Source organism: Paenibacillus sp. Y859 (assembly GCF_056786405.1).
Genome location: NZ_JBXCIZ010000002.1, coordinates 294672 through 317610, shown reverse-complemented (window position 1 = coordinate 317610; position 22939 = coordinate 294672). Strand labels below are relative to the sequence as shown.

The following is a 22939-nucleotide window of genomic DNA, read 5'->3' as shown; positions in this document are numbered from 1 at the left end:
TGTACAGCCTCCAAATAATAGTCTTTACTCGATTATCGCATTTCTATACAGACATGAATAGCACCGGTTAAGAGGCTCTATTCAAACAATGCACTTTCTATCATACTATACAACACCTTCATCTACGGTATCCAATAAACCTAGTACAACTACTTGGGACATGACGGTCATCCCCTTAAACTTAAAACACAAAAAAACAGACCGCCATCCAAAGATAGCGGTCTGTTACCTCATTATTTTATTTCTTCATCACACTCAACAGGTTGATGATCATCTGCGCGCTTTCGGCGCGAGTGCCGTTTTGTTTCGGTTCAAACCGTCCTTCCGCACGGCCTTGCATGAGTCCAAGTCCATTAGCCTCGCTAGCAGCCTCTTGAGCCCACTGCGGAGTAGCGTCAATGTCGGTAAATGCTGTAGCCTTCTTACTCACTGTCGATGGACTACTCATTTCGTAGCCATAAGCACGAACAAGCATAGCTGCCATCTCCTGACGTGAAACTTTTGCATCTGGCTCAAATTGTGAAGATGTCTGACCGTTAACAATGCCAGCTTCTCTTGCCAAGCCAACGGCTTCCGCATACCATTTGTCAGATGCTACATCTGTAAACACATTTGCCGATTGACCACTCAGCCCGAGTGTGCGCACCAGCATAGCGGTGAACTCTGCACGCGTAACCGCTCGGTTTGGATCAAACTGATCCGCTGATATGCCTTGCACAAGTTGTTTCGCCGCCAATTGTTGCACGGCACTGTATGCCCAATGAGTCGGCAACAGATCACTAAATGCTTTGTCATATTCTAAAACAATGAATTTACTGAAATGACTGATCGGTGCAAATAGTTTACCATCCAACCATTCGCCCTTCATATATTCTAACTTTCCAGCATCATTAATATAATATATGCCGAGTAAACTTCTATCCGCATTCGAAGCTATATGATAAGAAATCGTAATTGGCTCTGCGAACTGTCTTAACGTGAAATTCTCTCCTTGTTCTGTCGTGATGCTAAGCGACCAATCCCTTAGATCACTGAATGCCTTCAATTTCGCTCCCGTAGCTCTGCTTGCACGATCTATCAGTTCCGATGTCATGTCGCTAGATATTAAATCCAATCGGAGCGAGATCGTACTGTTGGCAGCGGCACCAGCAGGTACCAAACCACTTATTTCAGCCAGCACTTTGGCGGGGATCGTAACGGACAGATCAGTCGTATTAACTCTTAGCGAAGCACCACCAAGTAGTTCAACAACATTCCCCTGCATAATCAGTTCAGTAAGGGCTTCATCAACAGAAACAATAACCTCACCTTGGGCATTCGGTTTTGCGGATAACTGCGCTGCTGTTATCTTCATAACACCCGGTTTAACTATAGCTCCTGGCGAAGGTGACGGCGACGTCATTGGTCCAGGTGTTGGTTCCGGGTTTGGTGTCGGTGTCGGTGTCGGTTCCGACGTGCCATCGGTTACAGTCAATGAATATTTAGTACTTAATCCATTGTAAATCGCATGAATGGTAGTATTTCCTGGACTAAGCGCACTAATCTCACCAGCCCCATTGACCACAGCTATTATATGATCAGAGGTGTCATATACAACACCTTCGAACAAATCCTGCATACTTCCGTCACTGTAGACCGCTTGTGTGACAACTATTCCTTTACTTCCTTGTTCCAACGAGTCTGGTCCATTCATCGCTATATCTATTAGAACAGGAGTCTCGTCATTCGTGACGATAAGATTGTAATCGGCGGAAAGTGCTCTGTAAGTTACGGATATAACTGTTGATCCTTCCATCCGAGCTTGAATTAATCCCTGTCCATTGATCGTAGCAACATCCTCATTCGAACTAGAATAATGAAGCCCATCAACGATGGCAACCCGTTTGCCCGATGCGTATACAGCTTCAGTTACCGTTTGGTCAACTTCATCCGGTTTTAGCTGTCTTGTTCCTTGCAACAAAATGGATTGTAGGAGGTCTACTGTAATCGTACTTTCCGCATACATATTCGGATAACCTTCGATTGTTGCTCTTACTTTAGCAGTACCAGGCTTCACGGCCGTTACCAACCCGTTCTTATCCACGGTAACTGCAACTTCTGCCGCATCACTAAGGACTGACCAATTCACCTTTGTACTATTAGCAATGCTCGAGTCTATCTGAGCTTGTAACTGAATACTTTGACCTGGCTCAAGTTCTACCTCGGTATGATCTAGTGTGATAGAATCCGGTACATATTTACCGATCACCAACCGATCTATTTCCGTGCCATCGAGTGTTCTTGCGATGACCGATAACTCATTTTCTTCAATCTCAACCGCAGTGTAGATTTGCTCATCTTCATCATATATTTTCTCCTGCCATACCCGAGGAGTTAGTGCATAGAACTTAGGACCAGAGGAACCTCCGATCACATATCTCGTCCCTTCTCCTTCAGCTACTTGCTTGCCGCCCTTCATCGGAAAGGTTCGCAAGTAAATATGGTCATGACCGTTCATAACAAGATCAACGTTATACTTATCGAACACTGGCACCCAAGCTGACTGCACTTTCTCATTCGAGTAGATGCTACCATAAGGTCCCTGGTGGAAGAATACGACCTTCCATTTCTTATCAGTAGACGAAAGATCCTGCTCTAGCCACTGTGTCTGATCAGCAAACCGGCTACCAGAATGCTCTGTATTCATGACAACAAAGTGGGTATCATTCATATCAAAGGAATAGTTGCTCCCTTTCACACTTGCAGCACCATTCTGTGGGTTATTGAATTGCGCCAAATAATCACCGTCGCCATTCGTACCCATCACTTCATGGTTCCCTATAATCGGGACAAGCGTTGTGTTCATCAACTGTTTCTTCCCAGCATCGAACCACCAGTTCCACTGTTCTTGCTCGAACCCTTTGTCTACCATATCCCCTGCATGTACGAGCATTTCTGCATCCGGCATATAATCAAAGGCCGCTTGAATCGTTTTTCCCCATAGAGCAAACCCTGCCTTGGAATCTGCCTGAGAATCACCGATGAAAAGAAACTTCGTAGAGTTATTCTGATCCCCACTCGTAACAAACGATCCCTGCTCACTAACGTTCGTCTTCCCATCACCTACACGGTATACATATTCAGTTCCAGGAGTGAGACCGACTGCTTCCACTTTATGGACTCGCATCGTTCCATCATTGTTCGTGTTATAGATCGAACTTCCTCCGGAAATTCTCAGCACATTCGTGTCTTGAAAACTAGTGAATTCTGATTTATTAACGAGTTCAACCATTGTATCTGTCGTTAATGGCTCTGTTTGCCATGTGAACTGACGAGATGTTGCTGCATCCAATCCCATCGTAACATTAGTATTACGAGGTTCGGCAGTACCGTCATAAGGAGCAACCTTGAACGTCATGACAGGACTATAGCTATTGCCCTTCACCGCTTGGATCTTGAATGTTCCTTCTGACGAAGTCGCAGCTCCAGTTGTTAACATTCCGTTCGAACTGGAAGTAGCCCCTGCCTCAATTCCATCAATCAACAACTTCGCATTTTCTATAGCACCCCCACCAAGACTCTCCTTTACAGTAAAGGAAGCTTCTAAGCCCTTGGCTATATCATAATGATTCCAGGAGAGTGCTAACTGTGTTTGTACAATAGATTCCGCAGGAGCCCCTATGAAGCTAATCGGCACTCCAGTCCCTTCTGTTGAAGTTACAGAACCAGATGAGTTCTCAATCACGAACGTCTTAGTTATGTCTCCTGCCGCCTGTTCCAACGTATAAGGACCAACATAATCATTACGGACCGTATATTGAATTTGACCGATCATATCCACGTCATCTAAGTTAGATTTATTGATATCACTCAGGTTCAGGCGAACCGTTCCCACAGCAGAATTAATGACCGATTTCAATTGCTGTTCCGCTATCTTACTGCCACGAGTCACTTTCAGGTCTACCACTGCATCTGGATTAAACGTAAAGGTGATATGTCCTTCCTTCAGCTTGCTTGCCTTCTCCGCAGTAATATCTAATGTATACGTATTACCGACATACAGTACTTCCGGTGTCGTATATACATAGAAAGGTGATCCTAAATTCACTACAAAATACGATTCTTTTATAGTCTGATTACCACTCATGTCCCTAATCGCAACTTTCATCTTATGGCGCCCTTCTGCTAGGGGAACCTTAGGTATATAAGTAATCTGTCCCTTTGGAGGATAAAATCCATGCTCTACTAATTGATCGTCTATATACACGCGTATTTTCGCCGGATCAATTAGAGTGGTACCTGGGTGAACAACCGGATCGTATCCAGCATCTTCTCCGTTAACCGAAATTGTCGGTGTTGCCGTTTTGATAATCTCGTTCGCCGCAGGATAAGCATTCTTCATGACTGGAGGTGTTATATCCTCATCTAATGGACCATATACGGCACGAATATCATCGACGTAGATCGCACCTGCACTTTTATTGAGATTACTCGTCTCCATATACCGAACGGGCATATCCATCGTCAGAGGTGTTGCTTTTCCCTTTGGAACGGATACTTCGACATATTTCCACCCCGTCCAGTCCACACCATCACTGGCATTTGTAAAATCTACAGCCACTGCCGCATTAGTACCATCACGAATCTGTCCACGTAGCCAGTGCTTTTTGCCATCCCCATAAATCCACATACTTATCTTTTCAGGATATCCAGGTATCTGGATACGATTATTTATCGAGCTAGCGGATACATATGCTCCAGATGTACCGGTTTTATTAGTGAAGTCATATTCCAACTTCAAGGATTTATCCCCACTACGAACAAAGTCCTGATCCGTCACTTCCGTAAGCGAGACACTATTAGCAGCTGCGCTTGTCGCTGTATATTTACCAATTCCATTTTCAAAATCCTCCAGAATTACTGGAAGTAAGCCCACATTCACCTCAAAAGAGGTTTCCACATTGCCGTACTTAGCAAAAATCTTGCCCATTTCCCCATTTTCGCTTGTCGCCTGAAAAAAGCCATTATTGTCCACAGTTCCGATCTCACCTTCGACTCGCCACTCAAAACTATCGTTATCAGCCTGAATGACCTGTCCACTTCGAAGTGCCTTCACCGTCAGTTGTGCAGTAGCGCCTGAAGAATACGTTTTGATCTCATCAGGAAACTTAAGTTCTGTCAGTTGTTCCACTACTTCAATTGCACCGCTACCATGAACCGCACCGGCAACAACAGTAACATTTCCTGTCCCTGCAGACGTTCCTGCAGTGAAGACTCCGTTTGTATCCATGCTTCCAAGATTCAGATCCACCTGCCAATCCAATGTTCCAGGATACGAAGCTGGATGACCATTCTCATCTACCCCTGCTGCCTTGAATGTATAGTTTGATCCTTGCAAAATACGTTCCGCATTCGGCTGTACCACTAGCTTAGAAACTACAGACTTCTCTGGCGCTGTGTTGACGAGCAGCAAGCTGTTGCCTGTTTTCCGTTCGTACCCATCCGATCCCTGATTCATCATTTTCACACCTGTTGTTCCTGGCATTTTTGCTACGAAAGTGGAAGACCCACCACCATCGAGGTTCATGGCGTTAACAATGTCCATATCCTTCAGAATATTGCCTAGCTCGTCTGTATCAACACCCTCACTGAAACCAGGTGATCTTCCATCAATTTCGATCAGAACGATGCTACCGTCCGCTTTAGTGCCAATCGCCGTGCGTGGATGTATCCCTAAAGGTCCAACGCCTTGTTGAACCACTCCATCCTTTACAAGTGGTCCCGCTCCGCCAATCGCAACCCGTACATCATTCCATTCCCCATCAAGCGTAAAGGTCGCAGTAACCGTATCCCCGACCGATACCCCCTGCAACACAGCACGTGATGCCCCATTCGCAGAGAGTACGACTTTACCCTTAACAAGCGGCGCATTCCCCTGATTGTTGCGAATCTCGGACACTTTCATTTTGACAGTCTGCCCACTCTTCACTTCACCTTCGAGGATATCCAGTACAACCTCATCGCCCTTATCGGTCGAATTAGTAGACGTACTATAATCTGCCGTGTACAGAACGAGCTCATCCGTATTCCGATAACGGTTGATACTAGTTAAATTGGTAGTCTTTCCGTTAATAGTCACCGTTTTGCTCAGCTTCGGCACACCATAAATCGAACTACCATCGGCTTTTAATCCGAAAGTAAAAGCTGAAATAGAACTGTTCAATATCACTCCATCATCCACAAACAGACCGTTAGGAACCCCCGTAGCAAAGCCCGAGATCTCATAGAAATCACCGTTAATCCCGGCGATAACACGACTTCCAGGCGAGTCTGTATAAGCTGCCATATCCGTTACACTTTTCATACCGTAAACTTTGCCATCCTTCGTACCGGCCCGCAACTCTAGATTTGGATTGTGCGGATCGAACTCAACTGTATGTATTTTCTGTAAACCACGATCATTCTGAAAATCCATCCACGTATACATCGCTCCAGGTGCAAGCTCTGTCTTACGAACATCAATAACGGAACCATAGTCCGTTAAAGGCAGATCAGATATGGATGCATGAACAAATGCTCCAGGTTGGAATAACGAAATAAGAAGAACTACAATAACTGCTACATTCATTTGACGTAAATACTTTTTCACTTTGCTGATATCCCCCTCGTGGCTGTCTCTTAATTATCTGAAATTGGACAACATCATAAGGTTCATTCTAACTATGAAATGTGATGGTAGGATTAAATCTAGCAAAGTGTATTGTTAAATTTGAGATTGAACTATTTACATCCACTTTAAGTAAAACACTTGAATAAATAGAACTCATGTTCTATACTCTTATTATAAATAGAGTTGATTACATTATTCTTGTAATCATCCTGGAGGAATTCTAACTGGCAAAAACACTTCATATTCTCGGACTAATTTCAATCGTTGGAGGTATCATACTTGGGTTCATTTTCGGGATAGATAACGGATTCCGATTTGTAGTAGCTTTATCGTGGTGGATTAGTGGCATTGTCTCGGGTATATTATTTTTAGCATTCGCAATGATGATTGAATTACTAGAAGCTAACAATGCCATGCTCGGAGAACTTATACGCAGAACGCGCACAGATACGCCACCATCCCCACAGAAATCATTAGGTAATAGTAAAGCATCATTAGATTCACTCACAGGATACAAAATGAAATCTTCAGATTAATTTAAAGGAGTGACTAAACGATGTCAATTGAGATGAAAGATTTAATCAAATCATTCGAAGAATGGATTGTATTCACCAGTAATTTGAAGGAATTAAATGAAGAGGTTTGGGATTCAAGTATTGAACAAGGAAAGTGGACTATTCGATCCATTATCAGTCATATCATGTTATGGGATGAGTACTTTTACGAAGAGGCCATTGACAAGATTGCATCTGGTAAACAAGTAACTCTTAAACACTTGAATTATGATGATTTTAACAACAGGGCAATTACATACGGGAGTACGATAACAACAAATGAATTAATTGAACAAGCCATATCTTTTCGCAAGAAGATTATTGGGAAAATTGAATCATTGTCAGAAGAGGAGATCGAACAGGATTATATAGATGGAGATGGCAATATCTTTAACATTCTGCAATATCTTAAAGATTTCATATGGCATGATCAACACCATATGAATCCATTACAACAATATCTAGCCACAATAAAAGCAACATTTTAAAATATATATTTTGCCATTCGACACTCGGTGCCCCTAAGATAGAAGCTATCTAAGGGAACCGACGTCGTGAATACAAGACCATTTTTAACACCTAAATTTCAAAATTACTTAAGGAAATGTGAATTCCACTCGACTTCCATTCGGATAACCCTCAAGTTGGTTGCCTACCCAACTACCCGCACCTCTGTTATCACTCGGAGATATATATTCAATATCAGCACCAGCTCCACCTTCCTTACACATGGCCATAGGCCACTCGTCTCGGTCGAATCCTTTCTTTGTGGGGATTCCCCTTAATGAGTCAGCGCGATTACTCTCTGCTCCCGCTCGGTCAATGGTGCATATAGCTGGATATCCAGATTGTATAGCATCCTTGATATGGGCTCCTGTCTCTGGGTAACGATCTATTGGAAACTCCAAGTAATAGTCTGCATCTGTAGTAACTTCAACAACTATTTTCTTCTCGGATAAATCAATAATATCGAAATAATACAACCCTAACATGACTACTACTGCAAAAATAAGACGAACAATAGATTTTTTTGTTTTCTTCAAGCTATGTACTCCCCTCATGTAAAAAAGCTTCTATGTGACTTCGAAATATACCATATTATTAAAATTGTTGCTATGGGAACACAGCAATTGTCCAAAAAAACCTTCAACCCCACTCATAGAAGCGGAATTGAAGGCTCGAAACCATAACTAGTGCTTGATAAAAACTTGTGTAGGAGGCCGCTACGATGACGGATTGTCCAACCCAATAACGAATTCCAAGCTATTCTTGTCGCTTCTCATAAGCAATTAATGTAACTTCTTTACCTGTGAGATCATATAGAAGCGCTTCTGTTTGTTTAATCGCTTGTAACGTTTGATCGTTCTCATTTAATGGAGCAATGGTGTACTCATCCGTTTGAATATGCATTATTGTCTCACCTCACAATCATTTTCTCCTAAGTTCCCCCCATTTGAGTTCAACTATTCTACCTACGTGCCATGAATACAACTTAAAGATTCGGAATACTCCAGTCAATTGGCCCCGCTCCTACATATTCCAGGAAAGCATTTGTCTGAGAAAAAGGTTTACTACCGAAAAAACCACGATACGCCGCTAACGGACTTGGATGACTACTTTGAATGACCTTATGTTTACTCATATCTATTAACGATGTCTTCTTCTGTGCATGACTTCCCCAAAGAATGAATACCAAAGGATGATCTCGTTCGTTTAATTTCTGTATGATCGTATCCGTAAAATTCTCCCAGCCGATCCCTTGATGAGAAGCAGGTTGTCCCTCCTGTACGGTGAGTACGGTATTCAGCATAAGAACCCCTTCCTTCGCCCAACGTTCAAGCGATCCGTGATTTGGGGTATCCACCGATAGATCGGCTTCTAGTTCTTTGTAAATATTTCTTAGTGAAGGTGGAATTCGTACTCCAGGCATGACAGAGAAACTTAGTCCGTGAGCTTGTCCAACACCATGATAAGGGTCCTGGCCTAAAATAACCGCTTTGGTTGTAGTATATGATGTAAGCTTAAGCGCTTCATATAAATACTCCTTAGGAGGTAGTATCGTTTGATGAGCGTATTCATCCGTTATCTTTTGCTGCAACTCTATAAAATAAGGCTTAAGCATTTCAGCTTGTAATTGATCATCCCAATCATTACCGAACATCCTGATCTCCTCTTTCACTTCATAATTATTACAAAAAATAAGCCGACTCCATAAACGCGGAGCCGACTCATTTCCATCTAAATCTTCAATCATGATGCCGAGAACCGGGATCGAACCGGTACAGTAGTCACCTACCGCAGGATTTTAAGTCCTGTGCGTCTGCCAATTCCGCCACCCCGGCATAATAGGTATGAATTCGCTGATTTATATAACGGTACTGCTTAAATTCAACTTTCTTATTATATGATATATTCCAAACAATTTCAACCTATTTCACAAATAACTTTTTCACAGAGAAAATTAATCATTTGCACATCATAGATAACACATTCGTTTTGGGCAAGCCGATGCTCATCACATCTTTACCCTCCCCATCATAGATTATAGGTAATTACCTATATAGAGGAGCAAATATGATGATGCAACATATGTATGAAGTCCCCCAATATGATGTAAGACAGCCAGATCAGACTACACACAAAGAGATGGTTCTAGATCATGTCACTGTCGATGTAACCGGAGATCATGTCCCCGATCAAATATGGCTCACAGGGGTTAAGCAAGATGCTACAAGTCCATTTATAACCGACATTTCTATTATCATTCAGGATGGTGCCTCCGCAAGACGTTATCGGATCAAGCCCAATCAGAATTCAGGATATAATCCACGTCTCTTTGTGGGAGACTTCACTGGGGATGGAATTGCAGATCTATTACTAACAATCGATAGTGGCGGATCAGGGGCGATAACGTATGACTATTTGTACACCCTAACTCAGGGCAAGACACAACTTATATTCAGCTCCGAAGCGTACAACGACTATTGGAAATACAAAGTAACCTATTTAGATGGTTATCGACTGCAATTGACTAATAGCAATACAGAACTAGTATATACGATAGACATCACATCTCGAGGCAAAGCCTATTTAGATGAAATCTATCATCCGAACGGAACGTTGAAGGCCCCTATTGAGGGGTGGGTAGACCCTCTCAGCGGTTTATATCCAGTTGATTTCGATCGAGATGGGGTCTATGAGTTACTGGCTTTCCAAGGCGTAAGCGGACTGTACCATGCTGATCGATTTGGGTATGTGGAGAATAATTTGAAGTGGCAGAACAACGGGTGGATGTTACAGAATCAGTGGTTTGCGATCTATGGAGCACCTAAATGATTTGATACACAGCAAAAAGAGGGACTATATAAATAATGGCAAGTGTCAGAGCAACCAATGCATACATCACCCAGCTCTGTCCTTTGAATTGCGTCAGTTGGGTTATAAAAATAAGAATAGCTAATGCATTTACGAATCCATTTATGACCGAATGGGGTACAAAGCTGACCAAATGTCCAACTTTCAATTTTCCCATAACATATTGAATGACACCTGTAAGTATCGTTGCTGCAAATAGATACTCAAACCCGTGCTCTTTAACCAGAGTCACCATAAGTAATGCCATAGCTCCCGTAGCTGCCGAGATCATCGCAGGTCTTCCACCTACAAAGGAGATGACAATAGCCATACAGAACGAAGCATACAGACCTACCATCGGGCTCACACCTGCAATAATAGAGAATGCGATTGCTTCTTGAATCAGCGCTAAAGCAACCGTAATACCGGACAATACGTCTTTTCGAGTATTACCAAACCAAGTAGAGTTGTTCAATTGTATAGATGCCAATGTCTAGTTTCCCCTATTTCAATGTTCATTAATAGCTAAAAAGACAAACAAAAAAATCCTTACAAAGCAAGGATTTCTGATAAAATGGGCCTTGAGGGACTCGAACCCCCGACCAATCGGTTATGAGCCGACCGCTCTAACCAACTGAGCTAAAGGCCCTAAATAATATGTAATCCACTATGAATAATGGCAATTTAATTGGTTGCGGGGGCAGGATTTGAACCTGCGACCTTCGGGTTATGAGCCCGACGAGCTACCGTGCTGCTCCACCCCGCGTCATTGAATTATTCAAATAGCGACAAGAATTAATATACAACATTAACACCCTATACGTCAAGCCTTTTTTATTCAAGGAATAAATCGAACGCCAAAACGCCCTCTACGAGAACGAAATATTTCCACAGAATAAGGATCATCATACCCGTAAATCCATCCATCCTGCTCTAATCTTTTGGCAAGACAACTCGCTTGAAATTTACTTGTATAAAGTTTACCGAAATATACCCATTGCATACCTCTTCCCTCCTTCTCATCATGAGTAAAATAAGATGTCGATGGTATTGTTACCTAGTTACTCTCTATACATACAACTCGATTCGCAATATTCAAAATAGCCTTACTGAACTGCAGAACGTACAGTTAGTTGCAAATTTGTCCTCTAAATCCACCACTTTTCCGCGATTACCCCAACTTTAACGGCCATTTAAACACTTATTTCTTGCAAGCCTGCCTATTCTGCTAATTTAGGTGTTGTTTATGCACTTACTCACCGGCAGTGGATTTCTAACGGAAGTCACAGACCTTATTCCACGAAAAAACATCACAATGAAATTTTAACGGAAATACAGGCCTCTATATGCATATTAACATCTCAAATCCGAAGGAAAAGACCAAATAAGATCTCTCATTTCCGTTAGAATTCCAAGAGTGACGATTCAGGCAAAATAGAGTCTGTTATTTCCGTTAGAAAATGTACTTGGTTACTCTACTCTTCATGATGCCACTACATACGATGTCTCCATTGGGTTGTTAATAGGTCTACCTTCGACTACCTGCATGCAGCCAACATCCAGCGGTAGTCATCCACGTTAGTTGCAAATTTGTTCTCTAAATCCACCACTATTCCTCTTTCCCCCACTTTAGATGCCCAAAAGACATTTAATTTCTCAAAAAGCCCAATTTTCCGCAATTCTCGCAGAATACACCTAAAGATCTTCCAAAAAATTATACTTTCTATCACGTCAAAAAAACCGGCCGCACCATCCCCATTGAAGGATGGCACAGCCGGTTCCACAAAAATGATATAAATGAATATTCCTTATACTCCAAAGGATGAGGGATCTGCTCTCCAAGCCTTCAATGCCGCTACATCTCCTGCTTCTATCTTCCCTTGCTCAAGAGCGACATCCATTAATGCTCCGTAGTTAGACAAGCTCTGAAGTGGAATACCTGCCTCTGCAAATGCGTCAACAGCTTTGTCAAGCTGATAGCTGAATATTGCAAGAACTGCCAATGGCTGTGCTCCTGCTTCCTTAACAGCTAAGGCGGCCTTCAATGAACTTCCCCCAGTAGAGATCAAATCCTCGATGACAACCACTTTCTGGTTCGGCTTGATTAATCCTTCGATCTGATTCTCCTTGCCATGACCTTTAGCCTTATCTCGAATATAGGCCATCGGAAGATTTAACTTCTGTGCTACCCAAGCGGCATGTGGGATACCAGCTGTAGCTGTCCCTGCAATAACTTCCGCATCGGGGTACTGCTCACGAATGACCGCTGCGAACGATTCCGCAATATATTCACGAATCTCAGGATATGACATCGTTAAGCGATTATCACAATAGATCGGTGATTTAATGCCTGATGTCCATGTGAAAGGTTGTTTCGGGCTTAAAGCTACTGCTTCAATCTTTAGTAAATACCCTGCGATCATTCCAGGAATTTCAATCAATTTACTCACGACTTCATCATCTCCTCAATAATTAGTTCTGCTGCTACGCGGGGATTGTTAGCGGCCGTGATAGGTCGACCAACAACAATATAGTGGCTCCCCTGCCGTATCGCTTCCCCAGGTGTTAACACTCTGGATTGATCTCCTATGTCACTTCCTGCTGGACGGATACCTGGCGTTACTGTGATAAAGTCTCTACCACATGCTTCACCAATCGAAGGTACCTCCTGAGCAGAGGCCACGACACCACTTAGTCCGGCTGAAGCAGCAAGTTTGGCGTATCTTACAACAGCGTCTTGTATGTTGCCTTCCAAACCAATTTGTTCATTTAACACCAATTGACTAGTACTTGTTAAATGTGTGACCGCAATGATCAATGGCTTCGATAAAGAAGCATCACTTGCTAATGCATTCGTCATGCCTTCATAAGCTGCTTGCATCATCTGAGTACCACCCGCTGCGTGAACATTGAACATGTCCACACCAAGCCGTGTAATGCTCTCAGCACCACCCTTAACGGTGTTAGGGATGTCATGCATTTTCAAATCCAAGAAAACAGAGTAACCTTTAACCTTCAATTCGCGCACAAAGTTCGGGCCTGCAGCATAGAAAAGCTGCATCCCGACCTTCATATAACAAGGTATTCCTTGTAATTGATCCACTAAGGCGGATGCCTGTGTGGCATCTGGATAATCCAGTGCCACGATCAGACGTCCTGCCATATTTCTATATTCTGTATTCATAACCCTCTGCCTCCTATTGCCCAATAAATGATGGCATAGCTTGAGATGAGAAATTAATGGTGTCTAACATGATGAGCAATGCTCTTACTGTATCGAGTGACGTCATACATACGACACCATTCTCTACAGCTTCACGACGAATTCTGAATCCATCACGCTGCGGTAATTTACCTTTAGTGAGTGTATTAAATACATATTGAGCTTCACCTGTGCGGATCAGATCAAGGATATTCGGCGTTCCTTCACTCAATTTATGAACGGTAGTCACATCGAGTCCCGCGTTATTTAGAGCTTCTGCTGTGCCGCCTGTTGCATATATTTTATAACCCAATCTCTTAAATCCAGTCATAAGCTCTACCGCTTCATCTTTATCTTTATCAGCTACAGTTACAATGATAGAGCCTGTAGATGGTATTTTCATACCTGCTCCAATCAAGCCTTTGTATAATGCCTTAGCATATTGAAGATCGCGACCCATCACTTCACCTGTTGATTTCATCTCAGGTCCAAGCGTAGTATCTACTCTACGGAGTTTGGCAAAAGAGAACACAGGTACTTTCACTGATATATATTTGCTCTCAGGCCATAGTCCCTCTTGATAACCTAAGTCTTTCAACTTCGTACCTAGAATCGCCTGCATAGCAAGGTTCGCCATCGGAATCGTCGTAACTTTACTTAAGAATGGAACAGTACGGGATGAACGTGGGTTCACCTCGATAACGTATACTTCATCTTGGTAGATGACGAACTGAATGTTTACCAGACCGATCGTCTTTAGTTCCTTCGCTACTTTGATCGTAATATTCACAATTTTCTCTTGAAGATGAGCTTCCAGATGCTGCGGTGGATAGACAGCAATCGAATCTCCTGAGTGAACACCAGCGCGTTCAATATGCTCCATAATTCCTGGAATGACTACCGTTTCACCATCACAGATGGCATCCACTTCTACTTCCTTACCGAGCATATAGCTATCGATCAGTACAGGATGCTCTGGATTGATCTTCACGGCATGCTCCATGTAACTCAGCAATTCCTCATCAGAGTAGACAATCTCCATTGCACGCCCACCTAAGACATAAGAAGGACGAACTAGCACAGGGTAACCAATTTTCTCAGCTGTTGCAACTGCTTCATCTACAGAAATAACCGTTTTTCCATTCGGTTGAGCCACATTCAAACGAGTTAGCAAAGCTTCAAATTTCTTGCGATCTTCGGCTTCATCAATGCTTTCTAAGCTCGTACCCAATATTTTCACACCTGCTGCACTCAATGGTGCTGCTAAGTTAATAGCCGTCTGACCACCGAATTGAACAATAACTCCGATTGGCTTCTCTTGCTCAATCACGTTCATAACATCTTCGAAGAATAACGGTTCAAAATACAGTCGATCCGATGTATTGAAATCCGTAGATACCGTCTCAGGATTGTTATTAATGATGACAGCCTCATAGCCTGCCTTCTGAATCGCCCACACAGCATGAACTGTCGAGTAGTCGAACTCAATCCCTTGTCCGATTCGAATTGGACCTGAACCTAGAACGAGGATCTTCTCCTTAGATGACTGAATAACTTCATTCTCAGTCTCATAAGTAGAGTAATAGTATGGTGTAGAAGCCTCAAATTCCGCTGCGCATGTATCTACCATTTTGAACACTGGACGAAGATTATGACTCAATCTGAATTCACGAACTTCTGCTTCAGACGTATTACTCTTCGTTGATACGTTCAGCTTACGAATTTCAGCAATGGATTTATCCGTAAATCCAAGTCTTTTAGCTTGATACAACGTATCATAAGAAAGTATTTCTTCTGCTTGGATACGTGCCTCAAACTTGATAATCCCCTCAAGCTTGTCAAGGAACCACCAGTCCACTTGCGTTAGGTCTTGGATTTGTTGCAATGTATAACCGCGACGGAAAGCTTCAGCGATTAGGAAGATACGCTCGTCATCCGGCTTCTCAAGACGTTCGTTAAGAACCTCTTCACTTAATAGTTCTGCCCCTTCGAGATTAAAGCGATGAACACCAATCTCTAGCGAACGAATAGCTTTATGAATAGACTCTTCAAAGGTACGACCAATAGCCATAATTTCGCCAGTCGCCTTCATTTGAGTTCCAAGCTTACGGTTAGCATTAACGAATTTATCAAAAGGCCAGCGTGGAATCTTACTTACGATGTAATCCAATGTTGGTTCAAAACAAGCATACGTTTGTCCTGTTACAGGGTTAATAATTTCATCTAGGGTGTAACCCATAGCAATTTTGGCTGCCATTTTGGCAATAGGATAACCTGTCGCTTTAGATGCAAGTGCTGATGAACGACTCACCCGCGGGTTTACTTCAATAACATAATATTGAAAACTTTGTGGGTCTAGTGCAAATTGCACATTACAACCACCTTCAATATTTAGTGCACGGATAATTTTTACAGAAGCCGTTCTAAGCATTTGATACTCACGGTCTGATAATGTTTGGCTTGGAGCGACTACGATGCTGTCACCTGTATGTACGCCAACAGGATCGAAGTTCTCCATGTTACACACAACAATACAGTTATCGTTCGCATCACGCATAACCTCATACTCAATTTCCTTCATTCCTGCAATACTCTTCTCAACTAGACATTGTCCAATCGGGCTATAACGAATTCCGGAAACAACCGTCTCACGAAGTTCTTCTTCTGTTGCGCAAATCCCTCCACCCGTTCCACCAAGAGTATAAGCTGGACGAACAATCAACGGATATCCAATCTCATTTGCGAAATCAAGAGCTCCTTCTAGCGTAGTAACAATCGCACTTTCAGGCACAGGCTGTTCAAGCTCACGCATTAATTCTCTGAACAAATCGCGATCTTCCGCTTTTTCAATGGAACTAAGTTGTGTCCCAAGTAGCTTCACATTCTCTTGCTCAAGAACACCCGCACGTGCAAGTTCTACTGCCATGTTCAGACCCGTCTGACCACCCAATGTTGGTAGCAAACCATCTGGACGTTCCTGGCGAATAATTTGTGTAACGAACTCCAACGTAATCGGTTCAATATATACTTTATCCGCCATATTCGTGTCTGTCATAATGGTTGCCGGATTGCTGTTAATGAGTATGACCTCAATACCTTCTTCTTTCAAAGCCTGACATGCTTGCGTACCAGCATAGTCAAATTCAGCTGCTTGACCGATAACGATCGGACCTGATCCGATAACGAGTATTTTCTTTAGTTCATTATTTTTAGGCATCTTATTGAGCTCCTCTCGCACTTGCGGATATTTCAGCTTGACGTGATCTAACGGGATGGTTAACTTTATGATCCGCGATCATTTGTAGAAATTCATCGAATAAGTAGTTACTTTCTTGTGGACCAGGTGCCGCCTCCGGATGATATTGAACAGAAAATGCCGGATGTACACGATGCTTCAGACCTTCAACTGTTTTATCATTATTGTTAATATGGGTAACTTCTAATTCCGTACCTTGAATGGAACTTTCCGTTACAGCATATCCATGATTCTGTGATGTGATATAACAACGATTCGTCGCTAGATCCTTCACAGGATGGTTACCTCCACGATGTCCAAACTTTAATTTCTCCGTATCCGCGCCACTAGCTAAAGCGAATAATTGATGCCCAAGACAAATTCCGAAGATCGGATATTCACCAATCAACTCTGACACTGTGCGAATAGCTTCTGGAACATCCTTCGGATCCCCAGGGCCATTAGATAACAGAATTCCATCAGGACGCATATGACGAATTTGCTCTGCAGTGGTGTCATGAGGAACAATAACAACATCACAATTACGTTCATTAAGCTCGCGCAATATTCCATTTTTCGATCCAAAGTCTACAAGTACGATCCGTTCCTTCGATCCTGGGTTCGTATAAATATTATTCGTTGAGGTACGTGCCACCTGATCTCTCAGAATTTCACTACCCGTTAAACGCTCTTGCAACTCTTCTACTGATGCTGCTGATGTCGTTAGAATCCCTTTCATCGTACCATGGCTACGAATCATTCGAGTCAACATACGTGTGTCAATCTCACTAATCCCTACAATGCCATGTTCCTTCAGAAGCTCATCAAGACTATACTCCGCACGCCAGTTACTTGGAACTGGTTCATGACGGCGAACAACAAATCCGTGAATAAACGGTACATAGGACTCGAAATCATCGCGTGTAATCCCGTAGTTACCCATTAATGGTTGAGTCATCGTTACAATCTGACCACAGTAGGACGGATCAGACAATACCTCTTGATATCCTGTAATTCCTGTGTTAAATACAACTTCACCTGTTGATTCACCCTCCGCACCAAATGCCAATCCCGTAAACAATGTCCCGTTCTCTAATAATAATCTTGCCTGCATTTCCTTCCACTCCCTCTGTCATTTACTCTTGTACTCTATATTTAGCCTGCTCTTATCCATTCATGTTGTGTACCAGTTACTTTCGTAAACCTTATTCCGACCAGACTAATCTTCCATCAACCCAAGTTTTAACTGGCCAACCTTTTAGCTTCCAGCCTGTGAATGGCGTATTCCGACCTTTAGATAGAAATTGTTCCGGATCAACACTCTTCTCAGATTCTAGGTCAATCATCGTTAGATCAGCTGGTCTTCCAGCTTCAAGTTGTCCCGAATTCAGACCGAACACTTTAGCTGGGTCAGCAGTCATCCGTTGTACAAGGAAGGACAAATCCCAAAGTCCTGTCTCTACAAATTTAGTGTACAGAAGTGGGAATGCTGTCTCGAACCCGACGATACCAAACGGAGCAAGCTCCATCCCTTTCGCTTTCTCGTCAGCACTATGTGGGGCATGATCTGTAACAATCATATCTAGTGTTCCATCAAGTAAACCTTCGATACAAGCTTCAACATCCCGCTTCGAACGCAGGGGAGGATTCATTTTCCAATTGGCATCAAGTCCCGGAATATCTTCTTCCGATAGAACCAAATGGTGTGGACATACTTCGGCAGTCACATGAATACCAATTGCTTTTGCTTGGCGAATCAATCGAACCGATTGCTCTGTACTCACATGGCAGACATGATAATGCACACCCGTAGCCTCTGCCAACAGAATATCACGCCCTACATGGATAGCTTCCGATTCATTCGGAATACCCTTCAGGCCGTGTTTCTTCGCGAACTCACCTTCTGCAACACACGCTCCAACGACTAGCGAGTTATCTTCACAGTGAGCAATGACAGGCATATGAAGCTCTGCCGCGATGACCATAGCATCCTTCATCATTTGTGCATTCTGCACACCGACTCCATCATCAGTGAAACCAATGGCTCCTGCTTCCTTTAGCGCTGCGAAATCCGTTAGTTCACGTCCGAGTTCATTCTTAGTAATAGCTGCATACGGTAGTACTTTCACGATTCCCGCTTGACTTGCTTTCTCAAGAATCAGGTTAATCACTTCAGGACTATCCGTTATAGGGCGCGTGTTAGGCATGCAGGCAATCGTAGTAAAACCACCTTTAGCTGCCGACCGGCTTCCACTTTCAATTGTTTCTTTATGTTCGAAACCTGGCTCACGTAAATGCACATGCATATCAATAAAACCTGGAGTCACTAATTTTCCTTCTGCATCGACAATTTCCGACGCCTCTTGTTGAATAGTTGAAAGGTCTACCTGAGCATCTACTAAAGACTTAATCTTGCCGTCCTCTAATAGAATATGCCGCTTCTCTAACTTCCCCTGCTTATCAAGAACACTCGCATTTGCAATAATGGTTAACATGACTACCTCCGCTTCTTGATTGCGCACTTTGGCTTCAATCTATTGTATAATAAAAATTCATGTTTGTGTATATTTATTAACTGATGAAATGATATCTTTTAGCCTAATGTCTTAATGCTCGCTCTATAACTGCCATTCTAATCGGAACGCCATTGCTCATTTGAGGGAATATCATCGACTGGGAACTTTCCACAACAGCATCATCAATCTCAACATTACGATTCACTGGTGCTGGATGCATAATAATTGTATTCTCAGATAGCTTCGCTGCTCTTGCTTCCGTCAGTCCATACCGTTCTCTGTATTCTTCCGACGACTTTAACAACCCTGTAGCATGACGCTCCAACTGCACTCTCAACATCATCACTACATCAGAGTCCATCGCTTCGTCCATCGTTACATAAGGTGCATGCTGTTCTAACTCTTGTGCAACCATACTGTCAGGCGCGCAGAAGTTAACCTTCGCTCCAAATTTCTGTAACGCCCATAGATTCGAACGTGCAACACGACTGTGTCGTATATCACCGATTATGGATACTTTCAACCCTTTTAGCTCACCAAATTTCTTGCGCATCGTGTATAAATCAAGCAACGCTTGAGTTGGGTGTTCATTGTTTCCGTCTCCCGCATTGATCAATGGAACTTTAACTGTCTGTGCTAAATTCTGGAGAACACCATCTGGTTTCAAACGAATGACTCCTACGTCGACCCCCATTGATTCGAGCGTCCGTACTGTATCATAGATCGATTCGCCCTTTTCTACACTAGAAGCTGCTGCTGTAAAGTTCAGAACCTGTGCCCCGAGACGTTTCTCAGCCATTTCAAATGAAAACCTTGTTCTTGTACTATTCTCAAAAAACATATTAGCAACAAAGTGTGAGCTTAAGATAGGTACAACCTTCTCTTGTTGTGCTTCCCAGTACGCTGCTCTATCCAATATCGACTCGATTTCATTTCGACTGATATCCTTTAGCCCAAGCAAACTGTGGTCCTTCAGGTTAGTTGCGATCATCATGCTCCGGCTCCTCTCTGTTCTGCAAAATCATAACCTGATCTTTATCGTCAATCTCTGACAATGTCACTTCAATTTCTTCCTTATTAGAAGTGGGAACGTTCTTACCAATATAATCCGGTCGTATAGGTAGTTCGCGATGCCCACGATCTGCCAACACCGCCAATTGGATCATCCGCGGACGCCCGCAATCCATTAAAGCGTCCATCGCTGCACGAATGGTCCGTCCCGTATAAAGGACATCATCGAACAATATAATTGTTTTATCTTGTATGCTTACATTACCCAAGCTCTTCTTCAATAGATTCACAGCAGGATCACCATCTTGCTGAACTGGGGCAAGCTCTTCTAATCGATCATCCCGGTAGGCTGTCACATCCAACTCGCCACAATGGATGGGCGTTCCTTCAATTTCCTGAATTCGGTCAGCGATTCTTTGTGCGATATAAACCCCTCGTGTTCGAATTCCGATAAGAATACAATTCTCAATCCCTTTATTTTTCTCTATAATTTCATGTGCAATTCTCGTTAAGGCCCGCCGTATAGCTGTTTCATCCATAATGACACGAACTTCTTTAACCATCATTTATTGCTCCTCTACAGGAATTTCTTCAACTCTCCCGTGACATACAAAAAACTCCTTGCCCAAAGGCAAGGAGTTTACTTCGTTATTCAATCGACATCCATCGGATTGAATAAGAGGACGCCCATTAACGACTCGTATATAACTATACGAGTGTTATTGCGGTGAACCTCGGTTCACGTAACCTTGCCAGTCTCACGGGACTGAATTAAAGGTGCTATTCATCTAAAAATTATTATGACAGACCTATGGAATGATGTCAACCGCCATCATCTGACATAATAAACTAAATATCGCTTTCTGTGTTATCAAAAGAGAACTTTTTGAACATCCTCAATCAGCGACTGCGCAGACTTGTAATTAGTTCTTGTAGGTCTGGAGGTATTTCGGCATTGAATTCCATATACTCACCGCTTGATGGATGTACAAACCCCAACACAGCTGCATGTAATGCCTGTCCAGCAAATTTGATACCTTTACCACGACCATAGATAGGGTCACCAACTAACGGATGTCCAATAAACTTCATATGAACACGGATTTGATGTGTTCGCCCTGTCTCCAACTTAAGTTCAAGTAATGTGTAATCACCTAGACGTTCCTTCACTGTGAAATGTGTCACGGCATTCTTACTGTTGTTCTCCTTAACCGTATACATCTTGCGATCCATCGGATCACGTCCAATGGGAGCATCCACCGTTCCTTGATCATGAGCAACACTACCATGAACAAGTGCCATATAGCGCCGAGTCACCGTATGCTCCTTCAACTGTCCTGCAAGCGAAGCATGCGACTTATCGTTTTTCGCGGCCATAATCAGTCCTGAAGTATCTTTATCAATACGATGTACGATACCCGGACGTAATTCACCATTAATCCCTGATAAATCTTTACAATGGTACATTAAAGCATTCACTAGCGTTCCTGAGGAATGCCCTGGTGCTGGATGCACCACCATCCCTCTTGGCTTATTCACGACGATAAGATCTTGATCCTCGTAAGCAACTTCCAGAGGAATATCTTGGGCTATAATCTCCACCGTTATTGGTTCAGGAACAATAACCTCTATTCGATCCCCTTGGGAAAGCTTATAGTTGGCTTTTACCGTACTTCCATTCACCTTAACGTCTTCACCCGTTATCCATATTTGGACCTGAGAACGAGAGATCTCTTCTCCCCACATCTCGGTAATATATTTATCAATTCGCTCTTTAGCAGAGCCCTCTTCAACTATAAATTCTCGAATATCTGATTCCGAATTAAACAACTCATCTTCGTATTTCTTGCTGTCATTCACGCTTCTTCATTTCCTTCCATATTCGGATTGGATGGTTGTCTTCTCATATCAAGGAAGGAGTCCAGGATAATCAATCCCACACCAACAACAATACAGGAATCTGCAACATTAAAAATCGGAAAAGTATAGCTTCCGAAGTTGAACTGCAAGAAATCCACCACTTCACCTGCTATGACACGGTCAATAAAATTGCCTAATGCTCCACCTAGTACTAAGCCAAGTGCCAGTGGCAACAATTTATTGCTCGTTTTCATCACTTTTTGTAAATACCAGATGATCGCAATAACCACTACAGTCGTAATGACGATAAAGAACCATCGCTGATCCTCAAGAATCCCAAATGCCGCACCACGATTACGATGCGATGTTATCAGAAAAAAGTTCCCAATGACAGGTATCTGTTCATTCAATTCCATTCGACTTGCAATCAAATATTTCGTTCCTTGATCCACCAGAAAAGCAACCACCGCGATTATGTAATATACCATAGAACAAGTCACTCCAATCTTATGGTTACCACCACTCGCACTAATCATCAGTGTATGGTAATAACTACGA

17 protein-coding genes, 3 tRNA genes and 1 pseudogene are annotated in these 22939 nt (G+C 42.8%); 2 read left to right on the top strand and 19 right to left on the bottom strand.

Annotation, left to right across the window (positions count from 1 at the left end; genetic code table 11):
• Positions 1-238: 238 nt before the first annotated feature.
• Both AC1TO8_RS06280 and AC1TO8_RS06275 read right to left on the bottom strand, forming a co-directional pair.
• A complete protein-coding gene (locus AC1TO8_RS06280; RefSeq protein WP_482054743.1) occupies positions 239-6628 on the bottom strand; it encodes an S-layer homology domain-containing protein in 6390 nt (2129 codons plus the stop codon).
• 259 nt (positions 6629-6887) lie between these two features.
• Positions 6888-7157, bottom strand: coding sequence for a hypothetical protein (locus AC1TO8_RS06275; protein WP_482054742.1), 270 nt, complete (start codon positions 7155-7157; stop codon positions 6888-6890).
• Between the two features lie 48 nt (positions 7158-7205).
• Here AC1TO8_RS06275 and AC1TO8_RS06270 point away from each other — a divergent pair, with 48 nt between their 5' ends.
• Positions 7206-7691 (top strand): DinB family protein, encoded by a 486-nt coding sequence (locus AC1TO8_RS06270; RefSeq protein WP_482054741.1) that lies wholly within the window; start codon positions 7206-7208, stop codon positions 7689-7691.
• A 108-nt stretch (positions 7692-7799) separates the two neighbouring features.
• Here the strand turns inward: AC1TO8_RS06270 and AC1TO8_RS06265 are convergent, their stop codons facing one another.
• The 4 genes from AC1TO8_RS06265 to AC1TO8_RS06250 all read right to left on the bottom strand — a co-directional run bounded on the left by AC1TO8_RS06265 (position 7800) and on the right by AC1TO8_RS06250 (position 9545).
• Positions 7800-8195 (bottom strand): NucA/NucB deoxyribonuclease domain-containing protein, encoded by a 396-nt coding sequence (locus AC1TO8_RS06265; protein ID WP_482055235.1) that lies wholly within the window; start codon positions 8193-8195, stop codon positions 7800-7802.
• Between the two features lie 271 nt (positions 8196-8466).
• Positions 8467-8613: a hypothetical protein gene (locus AC1TO8_RS06260; protein WP_482054740.1), complete on the bottom strand. Its 147-nt coding sequence runs from the start codon at positions 8611-8613 to the stop codon at positions 8467-8469.
• A gap of 82 nt (positions 8614-8695) precedes the next feature.
• Positions 8696-9364, bottom strand: coding sequence for a uracil-DNA glycosylase (locus tag AC1TO8_RS06255; RefSeq protein WP_482055234.1), 669 nt, complete (start codon positions 9362-9364; stop codon positions 8696-8698).
• A 95-nt stretch (positions 9365-9459) separates the two neighbouring features.
• Positions 9460-9545, bottom strand: a tRNA-Leu gene (locus AC1TO8_RS06250).
• 232 nt (positions 9546-9777) lie between these two features.
• Here AC1TO8_RS06250 and AC1TO8_RS06245 point away from each other — a divergent pair.
• Positions 9778-10539 carry a VCBS repeat-containing protein gene (locus AC1TO8_RS06245; protein WP_482054739.1) on the top strand — a complete coding sequence of 254 codons (762 nt, stop codon included), beginning with the start codon at positions 9778-9780 and terminating at the stop codon, positions 10537-10539.
• Between the two features lie 16 nt (positions 10540-10555).
• On the opposite strand, the pseudogene AC1TO8_RS06240 reads toward AC1TO8_RS06245, so the two are convergent.
• The 13 genes and pseudogenes from AC1TO8_RS06240 to lspA form a co-directional block, all read right to left on the bottom strand.
• Positions 10556-11047: pseudogene (locus tag AC1TO8_RS06240) on the bottom strand (SulP family inorganic anion transporter); the annotation flags it as partial.
• An 85-nt stretch (positions 11048-11132) separates the two neighbouring features.
• Positions 11133-11206: transfer RNA gene (locus tag AC1TO8_RS06235), tRNA-Ile, on the bottom strand.
• A gap of 40 nt (positions 11207-11246) precedes the next feature.
• A tRNA-Met gene (locus tag AC1TO8_RS06230) sits at positions 11247-11323 on the bottom strand.
• 72 nt (positions 11324-11395) lie between these two features.
• Entirely contained in the window at positions 11396-11560 is a 165-nt protein-coding gene (locus AC1TO8_RS06225; RefSeq protein ID WP_482054738.1) for a hypothetical protein, read from the bottom strand.
• Between the two features lie 805 nt (positions 11561-12365).
• Positions 12366-12980 (bottom strand): orotate phosphoribosyltransferase, encoded by a 615-nt coding sequence (gene pyrE, locus AC1TO8_RS06220; RefSeq protein WP_482055233.1) that lies wholly within the window; start codon positions 12978-12980, stop codon positions 12366-12368.
• A 23-nt stretch (positions 12981-13003) separates the two neighbouring features.
• On the bottom strand, positions 13004-13741 hold the full coding sequence (pyrF, locus tag AC1TO8_RS06215) for an orotidine-5'-phosphate decarboxylase (protein ID WP_482054737.1): 738 nt from the start codon (positions 13739-13741) through the stop codon (positions 13004-13006).
• 13 nt (positions 13742-13754) lie between these two features.
• Positions 13755-16976 (bottom strand): carbamoyl-phosphate synthase large subunit, encoded by a 3222-nt coding sequence (carB, locus tag AC1TO8_RS06210; protein WP_482054736.1) that lies wholly within the window; start codon positions 16974-16976, stop codon positions 13755-13757.
• Position 16977: 1 nt separating this feature from the next.
• Positions 16978-18108: a glutamine-hydrolyzing carbamoyl-phosphate synthase small subunit gene (gene carA, locus AC1TO8_RS06205; RefSeq protein WP_482054735.1), complete on the bottom strand. Its 1131-nt coding sequence runs from the start codon at positions 18106-18108 to the stop codon at positions 16978-16980.
• A 91-nt stretch (positions 18109-18199) separates the two neighbouring features.
• Complete coding sequence (locus AC1TO8_RS06200; protein WP_482054734.1) at positions 18200-19489, bottom strand: dihydroorotase; 1290 nt, start codon at positions 19487-19489, stop codon at positions 18200-18202.
• Positions 19490-19592: 103 nt separating this feature from the next.
• Positions 19593-20504 (bottom strand): aspartate carbamoyltransferase catalytic subunit, encoded by a 912-nt coding sequence (locus tag AC1TO8_RS06195; protein ID WP_482054733.1) that lies wholly within the window; start codon positions 20502-20504, stop codon positions 19593-19595.
• Positions 20488-21084: a bifunctional pyr operon transcriptional regulator/uracil phosphoribosyltransferase PyrR gene (gene pyrR, locus AC1TO8_RS06190; RefSeq protein ID WP_482055232.1), complete on the bottom strand. Its 597-nt coding sequence runs from the start codon at positions 21082-21084 to the stop codon at positions 20488-20490. The genes AC1TO8_RS06195 and pyrR overlap by 17 nt, the downstream gene beginning before the upstream one ends.
• A gap of 337 nt (positions 21085-21421) precedes the next feature.
• The gene (locus AC1TO8_RS06185; protein ID WP_482054732.1) at positions 21422-22381 is read right to left on the bottom strand and encodes an RluA family pseudouridine synthase; all 960 of its coding nucleotides are present in this window, start codon (positions 22379-22381) and stop codon (positions 21422-21424) included.
• On the bottom strand, positions 22378-22869 hold the full coding sequence (lspA, locus tag AC1TO8_RS06180; RefSeq protein ID WP_482055231.1) for a signal peptidase II: 492 nt from the start codon (positions 22867-22869) through the stop codon (positions 22378-22380). Before lspA ends, AC1TO8_RS06185 begins: the two co-directional genes overlap by 4 nt.
• Positions 22870-22939 lie beyond the last annotated feature (70 nt).